General features: G+C 63.1%; 21 protein-coding genes. 8 read left to right on the plus strand and 13 right to left on the minus strand.

Annotated features, from left to right (window positions below; genetic code table 11):
* Positions 1-285 precede the first annotated feature (285 nt).
* The 4 genes from ACTIMO_RS16215 to ACTIMO_RS16230 all read right to left on the minus strand — a co-directional run bounded on the left by ACTIMO_RS16215 (position 286) and on the right by ACTIMO_RS16230 (position 2403).
* Positions 286-960, minus strand: coding sequence for an ANTAR domain-containing protein (locus tag ACTIMO_RS16215; RefSeq protein ID WP_448183056.1), 675 nt, complete (start codon positions 958-960; stop codon positions 286-288).
* Positions 961-1063: 103 nt separating this feature from the next.
* Entirely contained in the window at positions 1064-1306 is a 243-nt protein-coding gene (locus ACTIMO_RS16220) for a hypothetical protein (RefSeq protein ID WP_157365952.1), read from the minus strand.
* Between the two features lie 65 nt (positions 1307-1371).
* The gene (locus tag ACTIMO_RS16225) at positions 1372-1641 is read right to left on the minus strand and encodes a hypothetical protein (RefSeq protein ID WP_448183057.1); all 270 of its coding nucleotides are present in this window, start codon (positions 1639-1641) and stop codon (positions 1372-1374) included.
* A 393-nt stretch (positions 1642-2034) separates the two neighbouring features.
* Positions 2035-2403 carry a hypothetical protein gene (locus ACTIMO_RS16230; RefSeq protein WP_422391862.1) on the minus strand — a complete coding sequence of 123 codons (369 nt, stop codon included), beginning with the start codon at positions 2401-2403 and terminating at the stop codon, positions 2035-2037.
* A gap of 378 nt (positions 2404-2781) precedes the next feature.
* Here ACTIMO_RS16230 and ACTIMO_RS16235 point away from each other — a divergent pair, with 378 nt between their 5' ends.
* From ACTIMO_RS16235 to ACTIMO_RS16250, 4 genes are all read left to right on the plus strand, one after another.
* Positions 2782-3618, plus strand: coding sequence for an alpha/beta fold hydrolase (locus tag ACTIMO_RS16235; RefSeq protein WP_448183058.1), 837 nt, complete (start codon positions 2782-2784; stop codon positions 3616-3618).
* 313 nt (positions 3619-3931) lie between these two features.
* A complete protein-coding gene (locus ACTIMO_RS16240) occupies positions 3932-4705 on the plus strand; it encodes a hypothetical protein (RefSeq protein ID WP_448183059.1) in 774 nt (257 codons plus the stop codon).
* 341 nt (positions 4706-5046) lie between these two features.
* Positions 5047-5694 (plus strand): ECF RNA polymerase sigma factor SigK, encoded by a 648-nt coding sequence (gene sigK / locus ACTIMO_RS16245; protein WP_448183060.1) that lies wholly within the window; start codon positions 5047-5049, stop codon positions 5692-5694.
* 309 nt (positions 5695-6003) lie between these two features.
* Entirely contained in the window at positions 6004-6780 is a 777-nt protein-coding gene (locus tag ACTIMO_RS16250) for a GAF domain-containing protein (protein ID WP_448182573.1), read from the plus strand.
* Between the two features lie 120 nt (positions 6781-6900).
* Here ACTIMO_RS16250 and ACTIMO_RS16255 read toward each other — a convergent pair whose 3' ends face one another.
* The 8 genes from ACTIMO_RS16255 to ACTIMO_RS16290 all read right to left on the minus strand — a co-directional run bounded on the left by ACTIMO_RS16255 (position 6901) and on the right by ACTIMO_RS16290 (position 12205).
* Complete coding sequence (locus tag ACTIMO_RS16255) at positions 6901-7656, minus strand: ANTAR domain-containing protein (RefSeq protein WP_448183061.1); 756 nt, start codon at positions 7654-7656, stop codon at positions 6901-6903.
* Positions 7657-7819: 163 nt separating this feature from the next.
* A complete protein-coding gene (locus tag ACTIMO_RS16260) occupies positions 7820-8215 on the minus strand; it encodes a hypothetical protein (protein ID WP_157365796.1) in 396 nt (131 codons plus the stop codon).
* Complete coding sequence (locus ACTIMO_RS16265; protein ID WP_448183062.1) at positions 8212-8451, minus strand: hypothetical protein; 240 nt, start codon at positions 8449-8451, stop codon at positions 8212-8214. Before ACTIMO_RS16265 ends, ACTIMO_RS16260 begins: the two co-directional genes overlap by 4 nt.
* A gap of 944 nt (positions 8452-9395) precedes the next feature.
* Positions 9396-10016 (minus strand): hypothetical protein, encoded by a 621-nt coding sequence (locus ACTIMO_RS16270; protein WP_448183063.1) that lies wholly within the window; start codon positions 10014-10016, stop codon positions 9396-9398.
* Positions 10017-10077: 61 nt separating this feature from the next.
* Complete coding sequence (locus ACTIMO_RS16275; RefSeq protein ID WP_448183064.1) at positions 10078-10638, minus strand: DUF6286 domain-containing protein; 561 nt, start codon at positions 10636-10638, stop codon at positions 10078-10080.
* Complete coding sequence (locus ACTIMO_RS16280; RefSeq protein WP_448183065.1) at positions 10635-11156, minus strand: Asp23/Gls24 family envelope stress response protein; 522 nt, start codon at positions 11154-11156, stop codon at positions 10635-10637. The genes ACTIMO_RS16275 and ACTIMO_RS16280 overlap by 4 nt, the downstream gene beginning before the upstream one ends.
* The gene (locus ACTIMO_RS16285; RefSeq protein ID WP_448183066.1) at positions 11153-11335 is read right to left on the minus strand and encodes a hypothetical protein; all 183 of its coding nucleotides are present in this window, start codon (positions 11333-11335) and stop codon (positions 11153-11155) included. The genes ACTIMO_RS16280 and ACTIMO_RS16285 overlap by 4 nt, the downstream gene beginning before the upstream one ends.
* A 363-nt stretch (positions 11336-11698) precedes the next feature.
* Positions 11699-12205 (minus strand): Asp23/Gls24 family envelope stress response protein, encoded by a 507-nt coding sequence (locus tag ACTIMO_RS16290; protein WP_448183067.1) that lies wholly within the window; start codon positions 12203-12205, stop codon positions 11699-11701.
* Between the two features lie 456 nt (positions 12206-12661).
* On the opposite strand from ACTIMO_RS16290, the gene ACTIMO_RS16295 reads away from it, so the two are divergent.
* Genes ACTIMO_RS16295 through ACTIMO_RS16305 form a run of 3 tightly spaced genes read left to right on the plus strand, consistent with a single transcriptional unit; the run spans position 12662 to position 14899 of the window.
* Positions 12662-13738 carry an RNA polymerase sigma factor gene (locus tag ACTIMO_RS16295; RefSeq protein WP_448183068.1) on the plus strand — a complete coding sequence of 359 codons (1077 nt, stop codon included), beginning with the start codon at positions 12662-12664 and terminating at the stop codon, positions 13736-13738.
* Positions 13729-14352 carry a hypothetical protein gene (locus ACTIMO_RS16300; RefSeq protein ID WP_448183069.1) on the plus strand — a complete coding sequence of 208 codons (624 nt, stop codon included), beginning with the start codon at positions 13729-13731 and terminating at the stop codon, positions 14350-14352. Before ACTIMO_RS16295 ends, ACTIMO_RS16300 begins: the two co-directional genes overlap by 10 nt.
* Positions 14345-14899, plus strand: coding sequence for a hypothetical protein (locus ACTIMO_RS16305; RefSeq protein WP_448183070.1), 555 nt, complete (start codon positions 14345-14347; stop codon positions 14897-14899). The genes ACTIMO_RS16300 and ACTIMO_RS16305 overlap by 8 nt, the downstream gene beginning before the upstream one ends.
* 190 nt (positions 14900-15089) lie before the next feature.
* Here the strand turns inward: ACTIMO_RS16305 and ACTIMO_RS16310 are convergent, their stop codons facing one another.
* Positions 15090-16061: a DUF2382 domain-containing protein gene (locus ACTIMO_RS16310; RefSeq protein WP_448183071.1), complete on the minus strand. Its 972-nt coding sequence runs from the start codon at positions 16059-16061 to the stop codon at positions 15090-15092.
* Between the two features lie 226 nt (positions 16062-16287).
* Here ACTIMO_RS16310 and ACTIMO_RS16315 point away from each other — a divergent pair, with 226 nt between their 5' ends.
* Positions 16288-17061 (plus strand): membrane protein, encoded by a 774-nt coding sequence (locus tag ACTIMO_RS16315; protein ID WP_448183072.1) that lies wholly within the window; start codon positions 16288-16290, stop codon positions 17059-17061.
* The last annotated feature ends 227 nt before the right edge of the window (positions 17062-17288 follow it).

The raw sequence follows: 17288 nt of genomic DNA on the forward strand, positions 1-17288 counted from the left end.
TCAATTCCTCATCTGCGACATCGCAGCCCTCACCGGGCCCGACGCCGATCAGCTGGTAGGGGTTGATTCCGCCGTTTCGGCGAGGCGGGCAGCATCGCGCCCCTGAAGGTGCACTATGTCGTTGCGTGCTGCAAGGGACACGGCGATGACCCGGCCGACGTCGCTCGAAGCTCCGTTGATGAGCGCTGAGCCCTCCATCCGGCAACGTCACCCCGATGACTGATCGTGGTCAGAGGCCCGGTCAACAGCAGACATGCGCATGACGCACCCGCCAGGGGAGTGCGGCTACAGAGAGCGCAGGAACTGACGTGCCCGGTCCTTACCGTCGACCTGCCGGGGGATATGGTGCCCGATGGCGTCGACGATGTCCTGTGCGATAAGGCTGACCTTGCGGTTGGTGTCCTGGCTGTGTTGGGAGATGACGTCGAAGGCTTCGCTGGCGCTGATGCCGGTCATGCCGGTGAGGATGCCTTTTGCCTGGTCGATGGTGCTGCGCTTCAGGGTGGCCGCGGCGACGGCTTCGTTGGCGAGCCGGTGCGAATCGGTGTGAATTGAGCGCGTGAGATCGATCAGCAGCCCCCACACCCCGACGTGCTGACCGTCCTCGAACAGTGGGCCGCCCACTACGAGAGTCTGATAGTCCTTGCCCCTTCTGTCCTGAAGGGTCAGATACATCGACAATGGGCCGGCGTGGTCTGTCACTTCGACCCAGAATGCAGCGCTGCTCTCCCGCATCGTGGGGTGGACGTGGGACTGGCCGAGCTCGAAGGTCGGCTCGATCTCGCCGGGCTCGTACCCGTGCATGATGAGCATCTCGTCGGACCAGTGGAAGGTGTCGGTCGCGAAGTAGTACTGGAAGGTCCCGGTCGGACAGTTATGGAACAGGTGAGAAGGTACACCGAAGCCAGGGGTGGACTTCGGGGCATCATCGAATGACTGCACGAGGAGATGGCTCTCCACGGGTCGTCGCAGAGCTAGCTGCACAACTCTGTTCGCCCTGAAGAATAGCAACACGGTCTGACACGGTCCGACATGAACCGGAGGGCAGCCAGGGGCGGACTAATCAGGGAATTCCCGAAGCGTCTGTGGCGAGGTTGAAGATCACGGGGTCCAGCTCCCGCAGAACCTGTTCGAGCATGGATCGATCAACGGCCGGGAGGGTGTTTATCCCGTAGACGTAGGCATCGAGGTCCAAGAGTTCGAGGTTGCCGCCCATTGCGTAGTACTCCAACCACAGGTCAGGCAGGCTGATTCCGAGGAGGTGCACTGTCGAGGAAAGGGCGGTGTACTGTTCAGCGGCAGTCATCGGTCTGCCCATCGCTGTCCCTCCTCACGAGGTTGCGCTACACCCACCGTAGACCTGTCATCTCGTCAACCGGTCGGATTCGGGGTGGCTTTGAGGTAGGAGGCGAGGCGGGCGGCGTTGCAGAACAGCCCGGGGTCGGTGGACGCGACGGGGTCGGGGACCTGGTCGAGGTCCTTGAAGTCGACTATTTGCATGGCTTCGCCAACCCAATAGGTGCCGCCCTGTACGGGGAGGGTGAACCCGACGTCGTTGAGTCCCTGCATGAGGTCCGCGACGGTTTCGTGTGCGCCGTCTTCGTTGCCGATGACAGCGACGGTGGCGACTTTCCCGTACATGATGCGCCGTCCCTCGTCATCGGTTACGAACAACTAGGCGTCAAGGCGTTCCATGACCTGCTGGGCGATGCTGCAGGGGTGGCGAATCCAGATCGGGTGGACAGGACCAGGATGTCTGCGGCGAGGATCGGGGGAGGGTGTCAACGTACAGATCAACGCAAGAGCAGCTGGATCAGCCATGAGGGGCTGCGTTCCCTTCAGTGATCCTGGTAGTCAGGAGGGTGGGGGTGACCATGGAGCTTCACCGCATTGGCGGTGAAGGTCACGTGCGTCCCCTCGCCGATCCTCGGCCTCCCCAGCTAGCAGGCGGCTCACTCGCCACCTGTCGGTCGACTTGTCAACGTCCGTTGACCGACTTCAGTCAGTGATTCAGGCAGCTGACAGGCGTGGATATCAGGGGTGGAGGAGGATTGTGGTCCAGCCGTTCTCGCGCTTGTCGACGTTGGAGTAGGCGTCCACGGCGTCGTCGAGTGAGAGTTCATGGGAGACGATCCAGGACGGGTTCGCCCGTCCGCGGATGATGATGTCCCGTAGCTCCCGGTTGTACTTTTTCACCGGGCATTGGCCGCCGGCGATGCTGATCCCTTCAATGAACGCTTCGCAGTCGTTGAACCCGATGCGCCCCTCATGCGGGTGTAGGTCGGACCCGTAGATGTTCGCTGTCGTGATCCGGATGATCGTGTCCAGTGGACCTTGGATCGTGGGGTCATCGACGGTCTCGACGGACAGTTCGTACGGTGCTTTGAAAACTACTGCCTTCATAGGAGAACCCCCTCTACCGGAGATCGGCCCGATCGCTTAAGGACCCGGGCGGGCCCTGCTCAGTATCCAGCCGCTTCTTGACCAGATGCTAAGCCTACTGATGAGTCAACGCGACCAGCCGCACCGACGTCAAGCAAGCACCGATTGTGGGGCACTGTTTGACGATCCGGCATGGCGCGACCGCTACAGACGAAAGGCCCTCCATCTCCGGCGCATCCAGGTCCGACCCTGGGGCCCGGCTGCCCAGCGTGGCATCACGCGTCTTGCGGCAGCGCAACCGGCACCCATCCGAAAGACAGCATGCTGACGAATATCTAGGGTGAAAGACGCGCCCATGGCGCATCACCGACAGCACAAGCATTAGAAGGAGTTACCCCTATGGCGGAGATCGTCGCGCATCATGGTCTGTTCAAGAACACCAACCTCCACGTCGATGACACCGGCGGAACCGGTCGCCCCGTAGTCCTGATTCATGGGTGGCCCCTGTCCGGGGAGGCGTTCAAGAATCAGGTCCCTGCACTGCAGTCTGCCGGGTACCGGGTGATCACCTATGACCGGCGCGGTTTCGGTCGCAGTGACAAGCCGATGACCGGGTACACGTACGACACGCTGACCGAGGATCTCCAGGCCCTGCTCGAGGAACTCGACCTGCGGGACGTGACCCTGGTCGGGTTCTCCATGGGCGGGGGAGAGGTCGCCCGCTACTTTTCCAAGTACAGCCCTGAGCGCATCCGCAGCGTCGTGTTCGCCTCCGCGGTCCCGCCGTTCATGATGCAGGGAGAGGACAACCCTGACGGACCTCTCACCAAGGACGCTGCTGCCGGGATGACCAAGGATCTGTCCAAGGACGAGGAGTCGTTCTATGACGGGTTCACCACCGATTTCTTCTCCGCGAACGGGGAGCTGAAGGTCACCGAGGGACAGCGTCAGGAAGCCCTCGAGCTGTGCCGGCAGGCTGATAAGAAGGCAGCGCTGGCGTGCATGGAAGCGTTCGGGACCACGGATTTCCGCGACGATTTGCTCAAGGTCACCGTTCCGGCCCTGGTCCTGCACGGCGACGCCGATGCGACCGTTCCGTTTGAGGGCTCCGGGCAGCGCACCCACGCAACGTTGCTCGGCAGCGACCTCCACGTCATCGCCGGTGGCCCGCACGGGTGCAACGTCAGCCACCCCGACGAATGGAACCAGGCCCTGATCACCTTCCTCGCCAAATAGGAACGCAGCCGACAGGTTCGCGGGCCACCAAAAGCCGGGCACCAAGACCTGAATGGTGAGCCTTGGCCGAAACGACCGGTTTGGATACCGGCGGTAAGGTCACTCCGTGTGGCTCGGGCGTCTCACCCTTCCCTGGGGTGAGGCGCCCGAGCTGCTGACCAGTCCTGGTGTCGAATGCCTCCATCCAAACCCGCTGTTCAACCCCCGCTGTCTGATGTGCGCTCAATCCGCCAATCCAGATCCGGGTGTGGTTCGAAGCACAGTAAGCACACTGAGGAAGGTGTGCTCATTCGCACAGTAAAGGAATCACCTGATGAAGAACAGCATGCGACTGCTCGCAGTCCCCACCCTCGCCCTGGGCGCCCTGGCCCTGTCCGGCGGATCCGCCATGGCAGCGGACGCCTCCTACTCCTCGACCCTGGGCCAGCTCAACGGCACCACGGGCACCGGCACGATCACCGTCGACGTCACCGGCGACAAGGCCATGGTCAACCTGCAGGTCTCAGGCCTCGCCGAAACCTTCATGGACGGACCGTACCCCCACGTCCAGCACATCCACGGCGGTGCGGCGGGTGTCTGCCCGACCCCGGCCAACGACACCAACGGTGACGGCATCATCAGCGTCACCGAAGGCGCGGGCGGCTACGGCGCCATCCAGACCACGCTGACCACCAGCGGTGCGACCACCCCGGCCGAGGGCCTGAACCTCGAGCTCGGCGGCCAGGGCGGCACCTACAGTGTCCAGCGCGAGATCACCCTCGACGCCGCCACTAAGGCATCGCTGGAGTCCGGGACCGCTGTCGTCGTCGTCCACGGCCTGGACCCTGCCACCGCTGGCGTCTCGACCGAGGTCTTTTCCTCCCCGAGCGATCTGAACCCCGATCTGCCCCTCGGCGCTACCTCGCCGGTACTGTGTGGCACGCTGACCGCCACCCAGATGGGCGCTATGCCCCAGGGCGGAGCCGACACCGGTGTCGCACAGGAGACCGGCACGAACACCGCCGCTCTCGGCCTGGGTAGCGGCCTTGTTCTGGCCGCGGCAGCCGGCGGCGCTTACATGGTCCGCCGCAGCAATACCAAGGCCTGACACCAAGGCCTGATACCAGGGCCCGCACGAAGTTCGGATACGAAAGCTTGATGTCCTCGGACGTCTCAGCCGTAGCAGCACGAGTAGGCGCCGCCCACCCTGATCGAGGGTGGGCGGCGTTTGCTGTTCCTGGTCTTATGAGCAGGGTTGGCGCAAGGAAGACCGCCAACCAGGACGACTGCTGATGATCTGTGGTTGGGTATCCCTAGGTTGTTTAGCAGTCGGGTAGGTCACGTGCGGGGCGTGATGAGTATCGGCTGGACGCGATGGTCTCTCTTAAAGGTCTCACTCTCATGCACACAGTTCAGTTGCCGCTCGTTGTTCCCTCACGAGGTGCCCTCATGTCGGACACGCCCTTCACAGTTCTCGGGTCTGACGCTCCTGCGGTGCCTGCTCAGCCTGCTCAGCGTTCGTCAGGACCCGCCAGTTCGAACGTTGGTCGGGGGTGTGAGGTCGGAGCTCTCCTGCTTCGTCTTGAGCAGGGTGACGCCAGCGCCTTCACGGAGCTCTATGAGCGCACGTCTCACCGCGTGTACGGGCTGGTGCGGAAGGTCCTCGTCGACCCGGATCTGAGCGCCGAGACAACCCAGGACGTCTTCCTCGCTCTGTGGGTCGGTAGTGGAGTTCACTTCGATCCTGCCAAAGGCTCCGGAATCTCGTGGGTCATGACCCTCGCCCACCGCCGCGCAGTGGACAGGGTCAGGGCAGAAGAATCCCACCGTGTACGCGACCTCAAATGGGGGCTCAAGAACCGCGGTGACGACCACGACCAGGTCACCGAGGTCGTCATCCAGAACGCGGAAACCGACCAGCTCAGGGAATCGCTCAGCAAGCTCTCAGACCTGCAACGGGAAGCTATTTCCCTCGCTTACTACCGCGGCCTGACCTACGTCCAGGTCGCCGAGCACCTCGGGATTCCAATACCCACGGCTAAGACCCGTATCCGCGACGGCATCAGACACCTCAGCTCACACCTGCAGAACCTCTGACCGACACCTGATTAACCGAACACCCCCACGCCGGCCGATCAGGCCCCTGGAAGCGTCGGCCGATGTCGTCGCACAGCTTCTTATCGAACGGAGTACGCGTTTTGCAACGATGATCACCTCGATGGTCGGGGGTCTTTGCGATGGCGGACGAGGTGATCGTTTCCTTTGCGCCAAGTACTGCTCTACCCTTAGTAAAACTAAGCTAGCTGATTATTGGTGCTGCACAGCACGCACTGCTTCAGCCCCAGCTCGCCGTTGCCGAAGGTCGAGCGGTTTGGTTTTACGAGGATAGGCGGGACCGGAGATCCTATGGACGGCCAGACGCAGATCAGGCTCACGACCCTCGCGTTGTCGAAGGCGAACATCACTGTCGGTGAGCTGTGGGTGAAGTACTACGGCCTGGGCGGGGAGGTATCGGAGTTCGAGGTCGAGGCGTACCTCGGGGGACTCCTGATTCTGTCCGGAGCGGAGCGTTCCATCCTCGCGGATGCCATGAATGAACTCCTCGAGGGTAGTTCTGTGAACATCCAGATTCCCCGCAGTGAGGACGACGAAGCCGCCGAGACGCCGGAGGATGCCCGTAGGGCGCTGGGCGCGTTCGGCGCTTTCCTGTTCACGGATGAGGAGGCTGAGCAGGAACGCCTGGACGCTGTCATGCACACGAACCTCGTGGATTCGCCGTTCGAGGAGCGTTTCGACCGGTACACGCAGCAGGCCCGCGACCACTTCAACGTCAGCTCGTCGATCGTGGCGCTGGTCGACGACCACAGGTTGTTCCTGAAGTCGGTGGTCGGGCCCATCGAGCAGAACATGCCACGGGAAATCACCTTCTGCAACGCGACGATTCGCAACGCCGGACCGCTGATCGTCGCCGATGCCCTCGAGGACGACCGCTTCCGGACGAACCCTTTGGTCACAGGGGAGCCCTTCATCCGTTTCTATGCCGGCTACCCTCTCCGTGGCCCCGGAGGCTGGACGGTAGGAACACTGTGCGTCATTGACCAGAAGCCGCGCGGCTTCTCACCCCAGGACGGGCGTTTCCTGCGCAAACTCGCCCGCCTCGTCGAAGACGAAATCAACTCCTGACGCCTGCGATCAGCGGGCACCGCTCGTGGCCACGGCTTGCCGCGCAGGAACATCGCGCAGGACTACACCGGACGGCGAGGACCAGCATGGAGGGCCGGTTGGTGGGACCGGTGGTGGGGATCAGCTGTCGAAGTAGGTGACGACGGGTCTGTGCTGCCCGATCGAGTTCAGGATCTCGGCGGACAGGTCGCGGAGCTTCACGTTCCGGTTCGAGGATGCCCTGCGGAGGATCGCGGTGGCTTCGTCCTGACTGCACCGGTTCTGGGCCATGATCGCGCCGATCGCCATGTCGATGCTGGTGCGTGATTCCATGGCCGTGCGCATGTTCGTGCCGGCTTCGGTGAGCTTGGCGACCCGGACGGCGAGGCGAAGGGACTGGGAGGCATCGCGGGCGAATCCCTCCGCGACGCGGATGCCCTTTGCGTCGAAGGTGTTCGGTTCGGTGGAGTAGAAGTCGAGGCCGGCGCTGGCCCCGTCGTCGAGGCGGATCGGGATACCCAGGGCCGAGCGGAGTCCGTAGCTGGCGATCGCGTCGCGGTACTCGGGGAACCGGGGGTCGGTGAGGAAGTCCCTGATGTGGACGGTGACGCCTTCTCGAGCCGCCCGCAGGCATGGTCCGTCGTCGAACCCGTACTGCACCTCGTCGACCTGCCGGGCTTTTTCGCTGCTGCTGGCGACGGTGATCATGGACCTCGGGCGCAGGAGCGTGATGCCGCAGAACACGTCCCCATAAGGGCCGGTGAACGCCTGAGCCGCAACCGTGACCAGTCCGTTCAGGAACTCCTGGACGTCGTCGCTTTCCAGCACCATGCTCTGCAACTGGGCTGTAACGCTGTCACGCTCAGCTTCACGCGCCAGTTCTTCCTCGTCCGGCATCGAATCCTTAACCACGCATTAACAGAGGTGAAGGAAGGCTCGCTTCTGAACCTTAGGCCACCTCATGAACCTCTGAAATGCTACGTCACCCCTAGCAGGATCAGACCTGCATCCTATGAAGAGAGACGACAGAATTGGCCCGCAGGCGCATCATGAACCTGATTTAGGCGGCCTGTGTCGACGCTTTGTGGAAGGAGGCATAGGCCGAGACGAACTGCTGTGCCTCACGCCGTAGCCGGACCGACAGCAGCATGCTGGGATGCGCGGCCCGGGTGAGATCAGCTAGCGCCCTACCGGCTGTCGCCGAAAGACGCAGCGCTCCGACCATGATGGAACTGACCTCCAGACTCGACAGCGCCGTGATCATCTCCTCCCGATCATCGCCCCCTGCCAATGCGGCATAGACCCTGTCGATCCGGGACGGGAGCATCGAGATGAAATCAGTCGCAAACCCCCACGCTGCAGCCGCGGACGACTCCTCGACAAGGACATTGAAGGCCTCAGGCTCGAAATCAGGGAGGGTGTCCGTTGACCCGCCAGCGCTCACGGCGGGTGTCATGCCTTGAGCATCGTGTTCAGGAGGGAACCCCATGACGATGCCAGTGCCTCACGGCGTCCGAACTCCTCAGCGACGTCAGCAGCCCGGAACTCGGTTTCCGGGTTCAGTTCGAACTCGTGGCCGTACTCGTGATCGACCTGCCGCTGGACCCTGCTGTGCAGGACCTGTAACTCAATGTCCTCCAAAGCGGCGAGGTCTTCGGGGAAAGAATCGGTGGGAAAGAGGCGAGAGTTCATGACTGCTCCTAAAAGGGGGGAAACGCGAGAAGGGAAGAGGTGCCGGAAACGCGATCGGGATCGGTATGGCCGCTGGTTTGTTCTGTTCTGGTACGCAGTCCTGGCTCTGGTCAGGGAGCTCAGGTGGTGTTCGAGACCCCCGGGAGCTGTTGCGCGACCAGGTGAACAGGCCAGCGGTGGAGGACGTGCGTGGGATGGTCAGGCGGCGACGGGTGAAGCTACGCGCGAGGTGTCAGACGGCGTGACGGTCCCAATGACGCGCACTGGGTCCGGAACCCAGTGTGGGTTCAGGTCTCGGTCTGTGTGTGCGTTTGGGTGCGGGGGAAGTGAGTGACAGGCTTCCAGGAGGAGGAGGGTCGCGTCAGCTTCCACGGTGGCTGCCCGTGAGACATCGACGGTGACCGTCGGGTTGCCCGGTAAAGCGCGGGCGCGCCGGATGAGGGGCACGAGGGCCCGATAGTTCGTGGTGGTGAAACGGCCTCGAACGGAGATTGTTGCTTCGTTGGTGGCGAGGTCGACCCTGATCAGGGTGAGAAGGCGGTCGTACAAGGTGGCTCCATAAAGGGAAAACCGACTGGCCGCTTGCAGGACCAGATCATCAGCATAAGGCAATCCGACGCCTTATCAGGACACATCACCACGGAGTGTTTCCACGGCCTCTGCTCACCCCGACTCCCCGCCGGGAGGGCCATGCGCTTGAGCGATACAAAGGCGCAAATCAAAGCATCACGAATGGCTTCGTGAATCGTCTGTGTGTCCGTCAGATGGAAGGAGGGCATGCGTGAGTCGAAGTGTTTTCACCAGAGGGTGTGACGTCCCCTCAGCCGTCGATGGTGGGAATGCCTGCAGTACGGGCAGAGACCTGACCAGCGGGGATACGTAGAGGTGGCCGGGGAGTAGCGATTGCCGGGCCCGGTGGATACCTGGGCCCGGCGGATGCGGGGTTAGAGCACGACGGTCTTGTTGTTGGTCTTGGGTGCGGAGACGTTGATCAGTACCGCGGTTTTGCGCAAGGGGGTTTCCAGTGCGGTCTCGAGGTTCGGCGCGATGAGGCTGTGGATCTGGTTTATGACGTCGCGGATGTCGGAGCGGGGGTCGACTTTGACGTCGAGGTTCAGTTCGGGCTGCGTTGCGCTTCCCCGGAGTAGTGCGGATGCTCCGGTCACACCGTAGATTTTTTCGACGTCGGTCTCGACCGCGTCAGCGATGACACGTGGTTCGCACCGGGTGCGGCCGTCAGTGGCGTCCTCGGCGTGGAGGCGGAAGGTTCGTGCCTGCTGTCGCTTCGGGATCTGTGCCAGCAACCATGCCAGGGCCAGCAGCCCGATGATGACTGCGGCGATGGTGACCAGGAGGGCTGCCCCGTTCGAGGCGAACATGTCCTGGAATCCCTCGGGAAGGATCCGCTCCTGGGGGTCAGCGGGTTGCAGCCCGGGATTGACGGCCGAGGTCAGGGGCGCCGCGGTGCCGGAGGCCAGCAGGATCCCGGCGAGACCGAGCAGTAGTGCCACCAGTCCGATGATCAGCAGCCAGGTGCGGTTCAGGCCGCCCGCGGTGTGCCTCATGGTGTTGTCCTTCCGGGTGTCGCTGAGCAGGTAACGGGGTGACGGGGGAGCGCTGGAGGTGTCACGGGGTGGTCCTGACGCGGACGACGACCCGGGGCGAGGGGTCCACGCCGACCTGCTCGAGACGGCGCTTGAGGGACCGGGTGAGTTTGTCCGACAGTTCGGGCGCGTCGTGGAGGGGAGTGCGCACCAGCGCGGTGATCTTTTTCGCGGTCGCCGTGACGGACGCTGAGTCCACGCCGTCGGCCTGGTCGAGGTGTTCGCTGGCGAGTTTCGCGACTCCCCGGCGGCTGATCACGGTCTCGGCGGTGTGCGGGTCGGTTCCGTCGGGATTCGTCAGGGTCAAAGTGGTGTGCTGTCCCGGCAGGATCGCAGCGAGCAGCAGGATCAGCCCAAGGATGGCGAGGATGATCGCCGCGGCCCAGAGGGCAGGACTGGCCCAGGTGAGGCTGGAGAGGCTCTGGCGGATAAGTGCCAGGAAACTCGGCCATGTGCCGCTGAGGAGCCGGCTGATGCCGACCCATGCGCCCACTCCGGCCAAGGCGAGAAGGACGACGGCGGTGAGGGTGGCTGGCAGCGACCGGCCTGAGCGGCGTCGCAGTGATTGGGAGCGGGTGCTCATTGAAGTTCCCTTCGACCGGATCGGTCAGTTCTGGTGACCAGTGAGGTGATGTCGATGTCGACCTGGCGCACGTCGACGCCGCACTGCTCGCTGACCTGGGAGCGGATTCGTTCGCGCAGGTGCTCGGTGGTCGAGCGTAACGGGGTCGGATACCGCACTCCCGCGCGGACATGAAGGGAGACGATGCGGCCGTGGAGTTCAGCTGTGACTTTGGGTCGGGCATCTTCGTCGTCATGGGATCCGATGCCGAGGAACCCTCCGCTGGAGCCATGCACCCCGGCGGTGTCTGCCGCGATCTGGCCAGCGATCTTCTCGATGACCTTCTCGGCGATCGTCAGCGTCCCACGGTCCTCGGCGGCAGCCCGGCCACCAGAGGCATCAGTGCTGTCAGTGTCGTTCCCAGTGTCGTTCCGACTGTCGTTCACACTGCCGGGTGTGTTGCCCCGGAGGGGGGTGTCGCCGCTGACGGTGTAGAGACCCTGCCGGACAGGGGTATGCGCTTCGGGGTTGCCGGTCATCGGCGGGTGGAGGAACGTCCGGTCAGGGCGCCCAGATCGATCTTGCCGTCGATGACACGGGCAACGAGGAGCCCCAGGGCGCCGAACACGGCGACGGTGAGGAACTCGCCGAAACCACCGAACGCGGCGGCCCAACCCAGGACAAGACCGGCCACCAGGCCCATAGCTGTCGTACTCATAATCGTGCCTCTCAAGAATGTGGGTGCTGCAGTGAAAAGGTGCAGTACAAAAGGGGGGTGCTGCAGTGAAAAGCTGCAGTACAAAAGGGGTGCTGTGGTGGAGCAAGGGAAAAGCAGGGGGACCGCGGCCGTGAGCTGTCCGAAACGATCCCGTTCCGGGACTGTTCGTCGAGCTCACGGCCTGCGGTGCCCTGCTACCCGACATCGCCGGCACTGCTCAGTGCTATCCATCAGCAGCCCGGGACGACCAGCGTTGTCTGGCCTTATCCGGTCTTACCTGACGGTGTCCAGCAGTGCCCAGCGGTATGAGACGAGCGGAGTTACTGCCCGGAGTTGCTGGGAAATGCTGGGCGTTACTGGGTACTACTGGAGTTCGGTGCGTGCGGAGTCGTTGTCGTCCTTCTGGTCGTCCTCGGGGAGGTGGACGTCGGTGACGTTGATGTTCACTTCAAGGACCTCGAGGCCGGTGGTTCCCTCGACGGAATCGATGACGTTGCGGCGGATCATCTCGCTGACGTCGACGATGGATGCGCCGTGCTCGACGACGATGCTGAGGTCGATGGCTGCCTGGCGCTCTCCCTTTTCGACGCTGACGCCGCCGCTGACGTTGGTCTGGGATCCGGGGATGCGCTCGGAGAGGCTGCTGAAGGCGCGACGGCCGGCGCTGCCCATGGCGTAGACGCCGGGAACTTCGCGGGCGGCGAGGCCGGCGATCTTCTGTACGACGGTGTCTGCGACGGTGGTGTTGCCCTGGTCGGTCTGCAGCGGGCCGACATTGCGTGACTGCTCGGTGTTCTTCGCCTGCTGCTCGGCCTGACGCTTCTGCTCCTCGCCGGTAGCGGGAACGACGGACGCGGTGGTGTTAGCCATGGGGGAAATCTCCTCGAAAAGTATGGGGAAGCTGATGCGTACGTAGGTAAAGACGCCCGTCCCGGCGATTCGTCACGCCCAGCCGCGAAGTATTTTCGGAATGGTTGTGAAGCCCACGTCGAGGACCTTTCCCCGACCACACGTTGACAGCCGTGAGGGCGACAAGCGCCCTGACCGGGTGGAGCCCGCACTCCACCACTTATACAGACAAGTGATTGCGTACCGACCGTGTGCTGATCAAGCATCGAACCGGCTCTCTGGGACGTTCTGCGAGGTGGATCCATCGCAGGTCGGACGTGGCTTAGTCTGGGCACGGTCTCCACGGCAATTTCCCTATACGTAGCCCACGTCCCTCGCACAGAGCCTGATATGAAAAGTTCATCCAAGGAATCGGGCGAAGAAGTCGGGGGCGGGGCGCACTGATCACGGACCTCATTGACGAAGGAAAGGGGCTGCGTGCGCCACGACGAGCACGACGAGCACGACAAATACGCCGAGACCGATGAGCACATACAACCGGATCCCGGAGGTGGGCCTGACGTGATGGTGCAGCGCCCTACCGACGCGGCTTCTGATCAGGTGACGGCCGATGATGTTCCTGCTCTTGAGGACCTCGTTCTTGCCGACGCGACGGATACCGGTGCTCTCATCGCGTCCAGTCCTGCAACCAAAGACCCGACCCCCGCGGTTCTGCCTGAACGCTTTGGACATGAACACCAACCACCTGGTCCCGTGGAGAACAGCACAGCATCTGACACCGCTGACAAACCGGCCTCTGACATTCAGATCGGTTCATCCGGCACGGGTGAGCGCCCCATCCCGGAAGGTAGCGAGCCCGTCACTGCGGTGGAGCCTGCTGGAGCTCGCGTCACAGGTTCTCCCACCGATACACCCGGTGAACCTGAATTCGACTCACCTGAGCGATGGTCGGTGCCGGGTGTCGAGGAACTCGACGAACTGACGATCTTGTCCCGGGCGCAGGATGGGGATCTGGAGGCTTTCGACTGGTTGATCTCCGCCTACCAGGGCGGAATTTTCCGGTTGTGTCTGCGGATGCTCAATGATCGCTCCGAAGCTGAAGACATTGTGCAGGAAACGTTCATCACCGCTTGGCGGAGCCTGCCGAAGCTGACGGTGCCGCAGGCCTTCATCCCGTGGCTGTACCGCACAGCGACGAACAAGTGTCTCGATGAACTCCGGCGACGACAACGACGCTCCGCAGATCCGACAGCAGACCTCGGCTCCGATCAGGACGAGGGCCAGGCGGGCCCGTCCGGGGGAAGGAATACCATCGGAGCAGGCGCTCCACTGGATCCGGCCCAGGACTATGAGACCCAGTCACAGATGCGTGCGCTGGCTGAAGTCCTACAGACGCTGCCGCCCGGGCCGCGCGCCTGCTGGCTGCTGCGCGAAGTCCACGAGTTTTCATACGCGGAGATAGCTGCCATCGTGCAGGTCCCCGAAAGTACCGTTCGCGGCCGGATCGCCCGCGCGAAACGCTTGTTGGCAGAAGGGATGGAACCATGGCGATGAACGACGACCAGAACCGCGACGATCGTGCCCAGGAGGACCGCCCACGCCTCGGCTGCGGTAGGGACCTCGATGACCTGTGGGCGCATATCGACGAGCCACCCTCAGCCCACGAACAGCACTGCGAGGACTGCCGCAGCGCCCGCGCCTCCCTGCACCACCTCGCATCCGTCACCGAAACCATGCTGGAGCGTGACCGCACCGACCCCGATCTGCAACCAGGCAACCGTGTTAGGGAAGCGATCATGATGGTCGCCCGTTCAGAGATACGCCGTGGCCGCAGAGCCCCGCTGCGCACCACCAAATACGGTGCCATCGACATCAGCGAACAAGCACTGACCGCTCTGATCCGCTTCGCGGCCTCGACCGTCCCCGGGATCCACGCACGCCGCTGCACCATCAGCACCACCGGACCCGACGGGAAACGCCCTCCCTCAAGCGACCCCGTCGACGTCACCGACGTCCGCATCACCCTGCAGGTCGCGATCAGATCCACGATGAAGATCCCGGAGGCGATGGTGGCCCTGAGGGAACGTGTCGGCGCCATCGTGCGAAGCCAGACCGCGATCACCATGAAGCAGATCGATTTCGTAGTGGAGGACCTTTACGATGTCTGACCAGCCCTCGACCCAGCCTTCCCCTTACATATCCCCTCGAGCCTCTGATCAGGCCTCTGATCAGGCCCTGGACGCCCGGATCGTCGACCTCGACCTCATCGCAGAGAACCTGCGAACAGCCCTGCTCGCCCAGCCGGGCCTGCTACGCCTGGAACCTACCGTGCGCAGCACCATTCAGCGACTGAAACTCGCCTCTGTCGCAGTGGTCCAACAAACCTTCGCGAAGAACCTTGATGATCCGTCCGTCTCCGTCACCGACGGACTAACCCTCACTCTCGCCGGCACCGTGGTCAACGCTCACATCGACATCGCGACCGACATCGCCCACCCGGCACTGGCCCTCTCCGAAAAGCTTCAGGAACTCACCGCCGACACCATCGAACGTAGCGGCCTACTCGTCGGGACGATCGACATCACTATCCTCTCCATCGAGGGAACCCCCCCGCCCACACCCCACCAGTCAGCCGATCAGCGGAATCCGGTAGGAACTGCTCGACCCGCAGCATTACATGACGACTGGCAAGGTTCAGCCGGCTACGGGGTCTAGCATTGTCCTCCCAGACGACGACAACGACCACGGGCGCGTTGGCGGCGCTTCGAAGGGTCGCATCCGCGTTGCTCGGGCATGCCGATGCCACGCTCCGACCGGGCCTCACACGCAAGTGGAGGGACACTGCATGCGCAGCATCCCTCCACAAACAGTGCAGACGGCCAATCAGGTAATCGACCCCGAGGTATTAGTGGCGGCGACCCGTGGTGTCGTTACCATCGGTGGTCGTTCCATCGGTTGTGTCGTCGATGAAGTCGATCTGTTCCTTGCGCACCTCATCGGTGACAGTCTCCTGGTCGGTGACGGTCTCTTTGTCGAGGCGGACACGCTCAACAGCGACGGCTTCCTTTTCCACGACGGGACGCTCAGCGTGGAGCACGACTTCGTGCTCCTCCTCGCTGATCGCGGGACCGTCGTAGGCGTCGCCACGGTTGGCGTCGGTGATGGGCTCGCGCTCGACACGGACCTCTTCGTGGGTGACCGGGACGGTCTGGGTGACCGTCTCGGTAACGACATACTTGCGCAGGCGAGCCTTACCGGTTTCGCGGCGCTCGGTGCCGACGTGAAGCTGCTCCTCCGAGCGGGTCATCGCGTCATCAGTGGTCGGGCCGGAGGTGTCGTGACCAACGGTGTCCTTACGATCATGACGCTCGTCGCCGTCCTGGAAGCCAGGCTCAAATCCGTTCGTACCAGCAGTCGTGCCAGTCCTATCGCCGGTCGTGGTGGTCGTCGAGGTGTTGGTGGTGTCCCTGTCGTTGTCAAGGAAATCACCGTCAGTTCTACCCGTGGTGGCAGCATCCGTCCGGTCCGAGCGGTCCGAGTTTTCGGTGTGGTCCACGTGTCCGGAGATCTCGTAGTGGCGGTAGAGGCGGTCCTCTTCCTCGGGGCTGATCTGGCCGTCGGACTCGACTCGGGGTGCGTCCTTGACCTGCTCCTTGGTGTAGGCGATGGTCACGTCGTCGCCGTTGACGTTCGCGCCCTGCAGGGGTGCAAAGGACTCCGAGGTGCCGAACAGCCCGGTCTTGATCGTCACCCAACTCGGGTCGCCGGTCTGGTCGTCCAGGTAGACCTGGACGACGGAGCCGACCTTGGCGCCGTTGCTGTCCAGGACGTGGCCGTTGCCGGAGAGGATGCTGTCGATATCGTTTTGCTTAAGCATGGAATTCCTTCTGGGTTGAGCCGGGCCAAATGCCCGGTCACGATGGGAAGCGAGAATCTGCGTAACGCGCGTAGTGGTCTGTCGCCGACGCTACCAACTCCATAAGCAGTCTTATAGTAAGCCTGCTTGCTTTGCAAGGATCGGCCCCCTACTGTGATCTCGATAGCTGCTGGTGGCGCGTGGGGGCGCCCTGAACCCGGCTCCCCACTCGCTTCAAGGAGCACCCATGGAAGAAACACTGCGATCCGGTCTGGCGACCGTGATCGAATTCGTACCCAAGCTCGTCCTGTTCCTCGTCATCCTCATCGTGGGCCTGATCATCGCGAAAGTGATTTCCAAGGCCCTGGACAAACTCCTGGAGAAGGTCGGCTTCGACCGTGTCGTGGAACGCGGTGGCGTGAAGAAAGCCCTCGCCCAGTCCTCACTGGACGCCAGCGACATCGTCTCCAAGATCGTGTACTACTTCCTGGTCCTGTTCGTCCTGCAGTTCGCCTTCGGTGTCTTCGGGCCGAACCCCGTCAGTGACCTGCTGGCCGGCATCATCGCGTTCCTGCCCAAGATCATCGTCGCGATCGTCATCGTCGTCATCGCCGCCGCTATCGCCGCAGCCGTGAAGTCACTGATCCAGAACGCCCTCGGCGGCCTGTCCTACGGCAAGGTCCTCGCGAACATCGCCAGCATCTTCATCCTCGGCATCGGCATCATCGCAGCCCTGAACCAGGTCGAGATCGCAACGACAGTCACCACCCCGATCCTGATCGCGGTCCTTTCGGCCGTCGTCGGAGTCATCGTCGTCGGTGTCGGAGGTGGGCTCATCGGCCCCATGTCCAAGCGGTGGGAAGGCTACTTGAACAAGGCCGAGGAGGAAGCCCCCAAGATCAAGGCTCACGCTGACGCTGCACCGTCGGCTGGTCAGCAGCTCAAGGGCAAGGCACAGCAGGCCAAGGCTCAGACCACTCGCCGCACCAGCGGTGGCGCCGATGGTGCACACCGCATCTAGCTCCCTCCCGTCCTGACCGGCACCCTCTGAGGCTCACAGGTAGTGCCGGGCCGGACGCATCAGGGAAAGGCGAGAGGGGTGCTGCCCGATGGGTAGCACCCCTCTCGCGTCCCACACGTTCTTGATACTCCCGTCAGTGGCTTCCGCTGCGGTCTGTTCACCATTCAGGGGGCTTTCGCGCTGTTCGGGCAGGAGATTGGTGGAGTCATCCCGTCCTTACCTGTTGA

The sequence above is a fragment of the Arthrobacter sp. CP30 genome (genome assembly GCF_053470025.1).

Coding starts and splice junctions, on each gene's coding strand:
- ACTIMO_RS16290 (WP_448183067.1), bottom strand. CDS start 12,205: ATGGCTAACACCACCGCGTCCGTCGTTCCCGCTACCGGCGAGGAGCAG.
- ACTIMO_RS16265 (WP_448183062.1), bottom strand. CDS start 8,451: ATGAACTCTCGCCTCTTTCCCACCGATTCTTTCCCCGAAGACCTCGCC.
- ACTIMO_RS16235 (WP_448183058.1), top strand. CDS start 2,782: ATGGCGGAGATCGTCGCGCATCATGGTCTGTTCAAGAACACCAACCTC.
- ACTIMO_RS16240 (WP_448183059.1), top strand. CDS start 3,932: ATGAAGAACAGCATGCGACTGCTCGCAGTCCCCACCCTCGCCCTGGGC.
- ACTIMO_RS16250 (WP_448182573.1), top strand. CDS start 6,004: ATGGACGGCCAGACGCAGATCAGGCTCACGACCCTCGCGTTGTCGAAG.
- ACTIMO_RS16300 (WP_448183069.1), top strand. CDS start 13,729: ATGGCGATGAACGACGACCAGAACCGCGACGATCGTGCCCAGGAGGAC.
- ACTIMO_RS16255 (WP_448183061.1), bottom strand. CDS start 7,656: ATGCCGGACGAGGAAGAACTGGCGCGTGAAGCTGAGCGTGACAGCGTT.
- ACTIMO_RS16310 (WP_448183071.1), bottom strand. CDS start 16,061: ATGCTTAAGCAAAACGATATCGACAGCATCCTCTCCGGCAACGGCCAC.
- ACTIMO_RS16270 (WP_448183063.1), bottom strand. CDS start 10,016: ATGAGGCACACCGCGGGCGGCCTGAACCGCACCTGGCTGCTGATCATC.
- ACTIMO_RS16275 (WP_448183064.1), bottom strand. CDS start 10,638: ATGAGCACCCGCTCCCAATCACTGCGACGCCGCTCAGGCCGGTCGCTG.
- ACTIMO_RS16315 (WP_448183072.1), top strand. CDS start 16,288: ATGGAAGAAACACTGCGATCCGGTCTGGCGACCGTGATCGAATTCGTA.
- sigK (WP_448183060.1), top strand. CDS start 5,047: ATGTCGGACACGCCCTTCACAGTTCTCGGGTCTGACGCTCCTGCGGTG.
- ACTIMO_RS16260 (WP_157365796.1), bottom strand. CDS start 8,215: ATGACACCCGCCGTGAGCGCTGGCGGGTCAACGGACACCCTCCCTGAT.
- ACTIMO_RS16230 (WP_422391862.1), bottom strand. CDS start 2,403: ATGAAGGCAGTAGTTTTCAAAGCACCGTACGAACTGTCCGTCGAGACC.
- ACTIMO_RS16305 (WP_448183070.1), top strand. CDS start 14,345: ATGTCTGACCAGCCCTCGACCCAGCCTTCCCCTTACATATCCCCTCGA.
- ACTIMO_RS16285 (WP_448183066.1), bottom strand. CDS start 11,335: ATGAGTACGACAGCTATGGGCCTGGTGGCCGGTCTTGTCCTGGGTTGG.
- ACTIMO_RS16225 (WP_448183057.1), bottom strand. CDS start 1,641: ATGTACGGGAAAGTCGCCACCGTCGCTGTCATCGGCAACGAAGACGGC.
- ACTIMO_RS16280 (WP_448183065.1), bottom strand. CDS start 11,156: ATGACCGGCAACCCCGAAGCGCATACCCCTGTCCGGCAGGGTCTCTAC.
- ACTIMO_RS16220 (WP_157365952.1), bottom strand. CDS start 1,306: ATGACTGCCGCTGAACAGTACACCGCCCTTTCCTCGACAGTGCACCTC.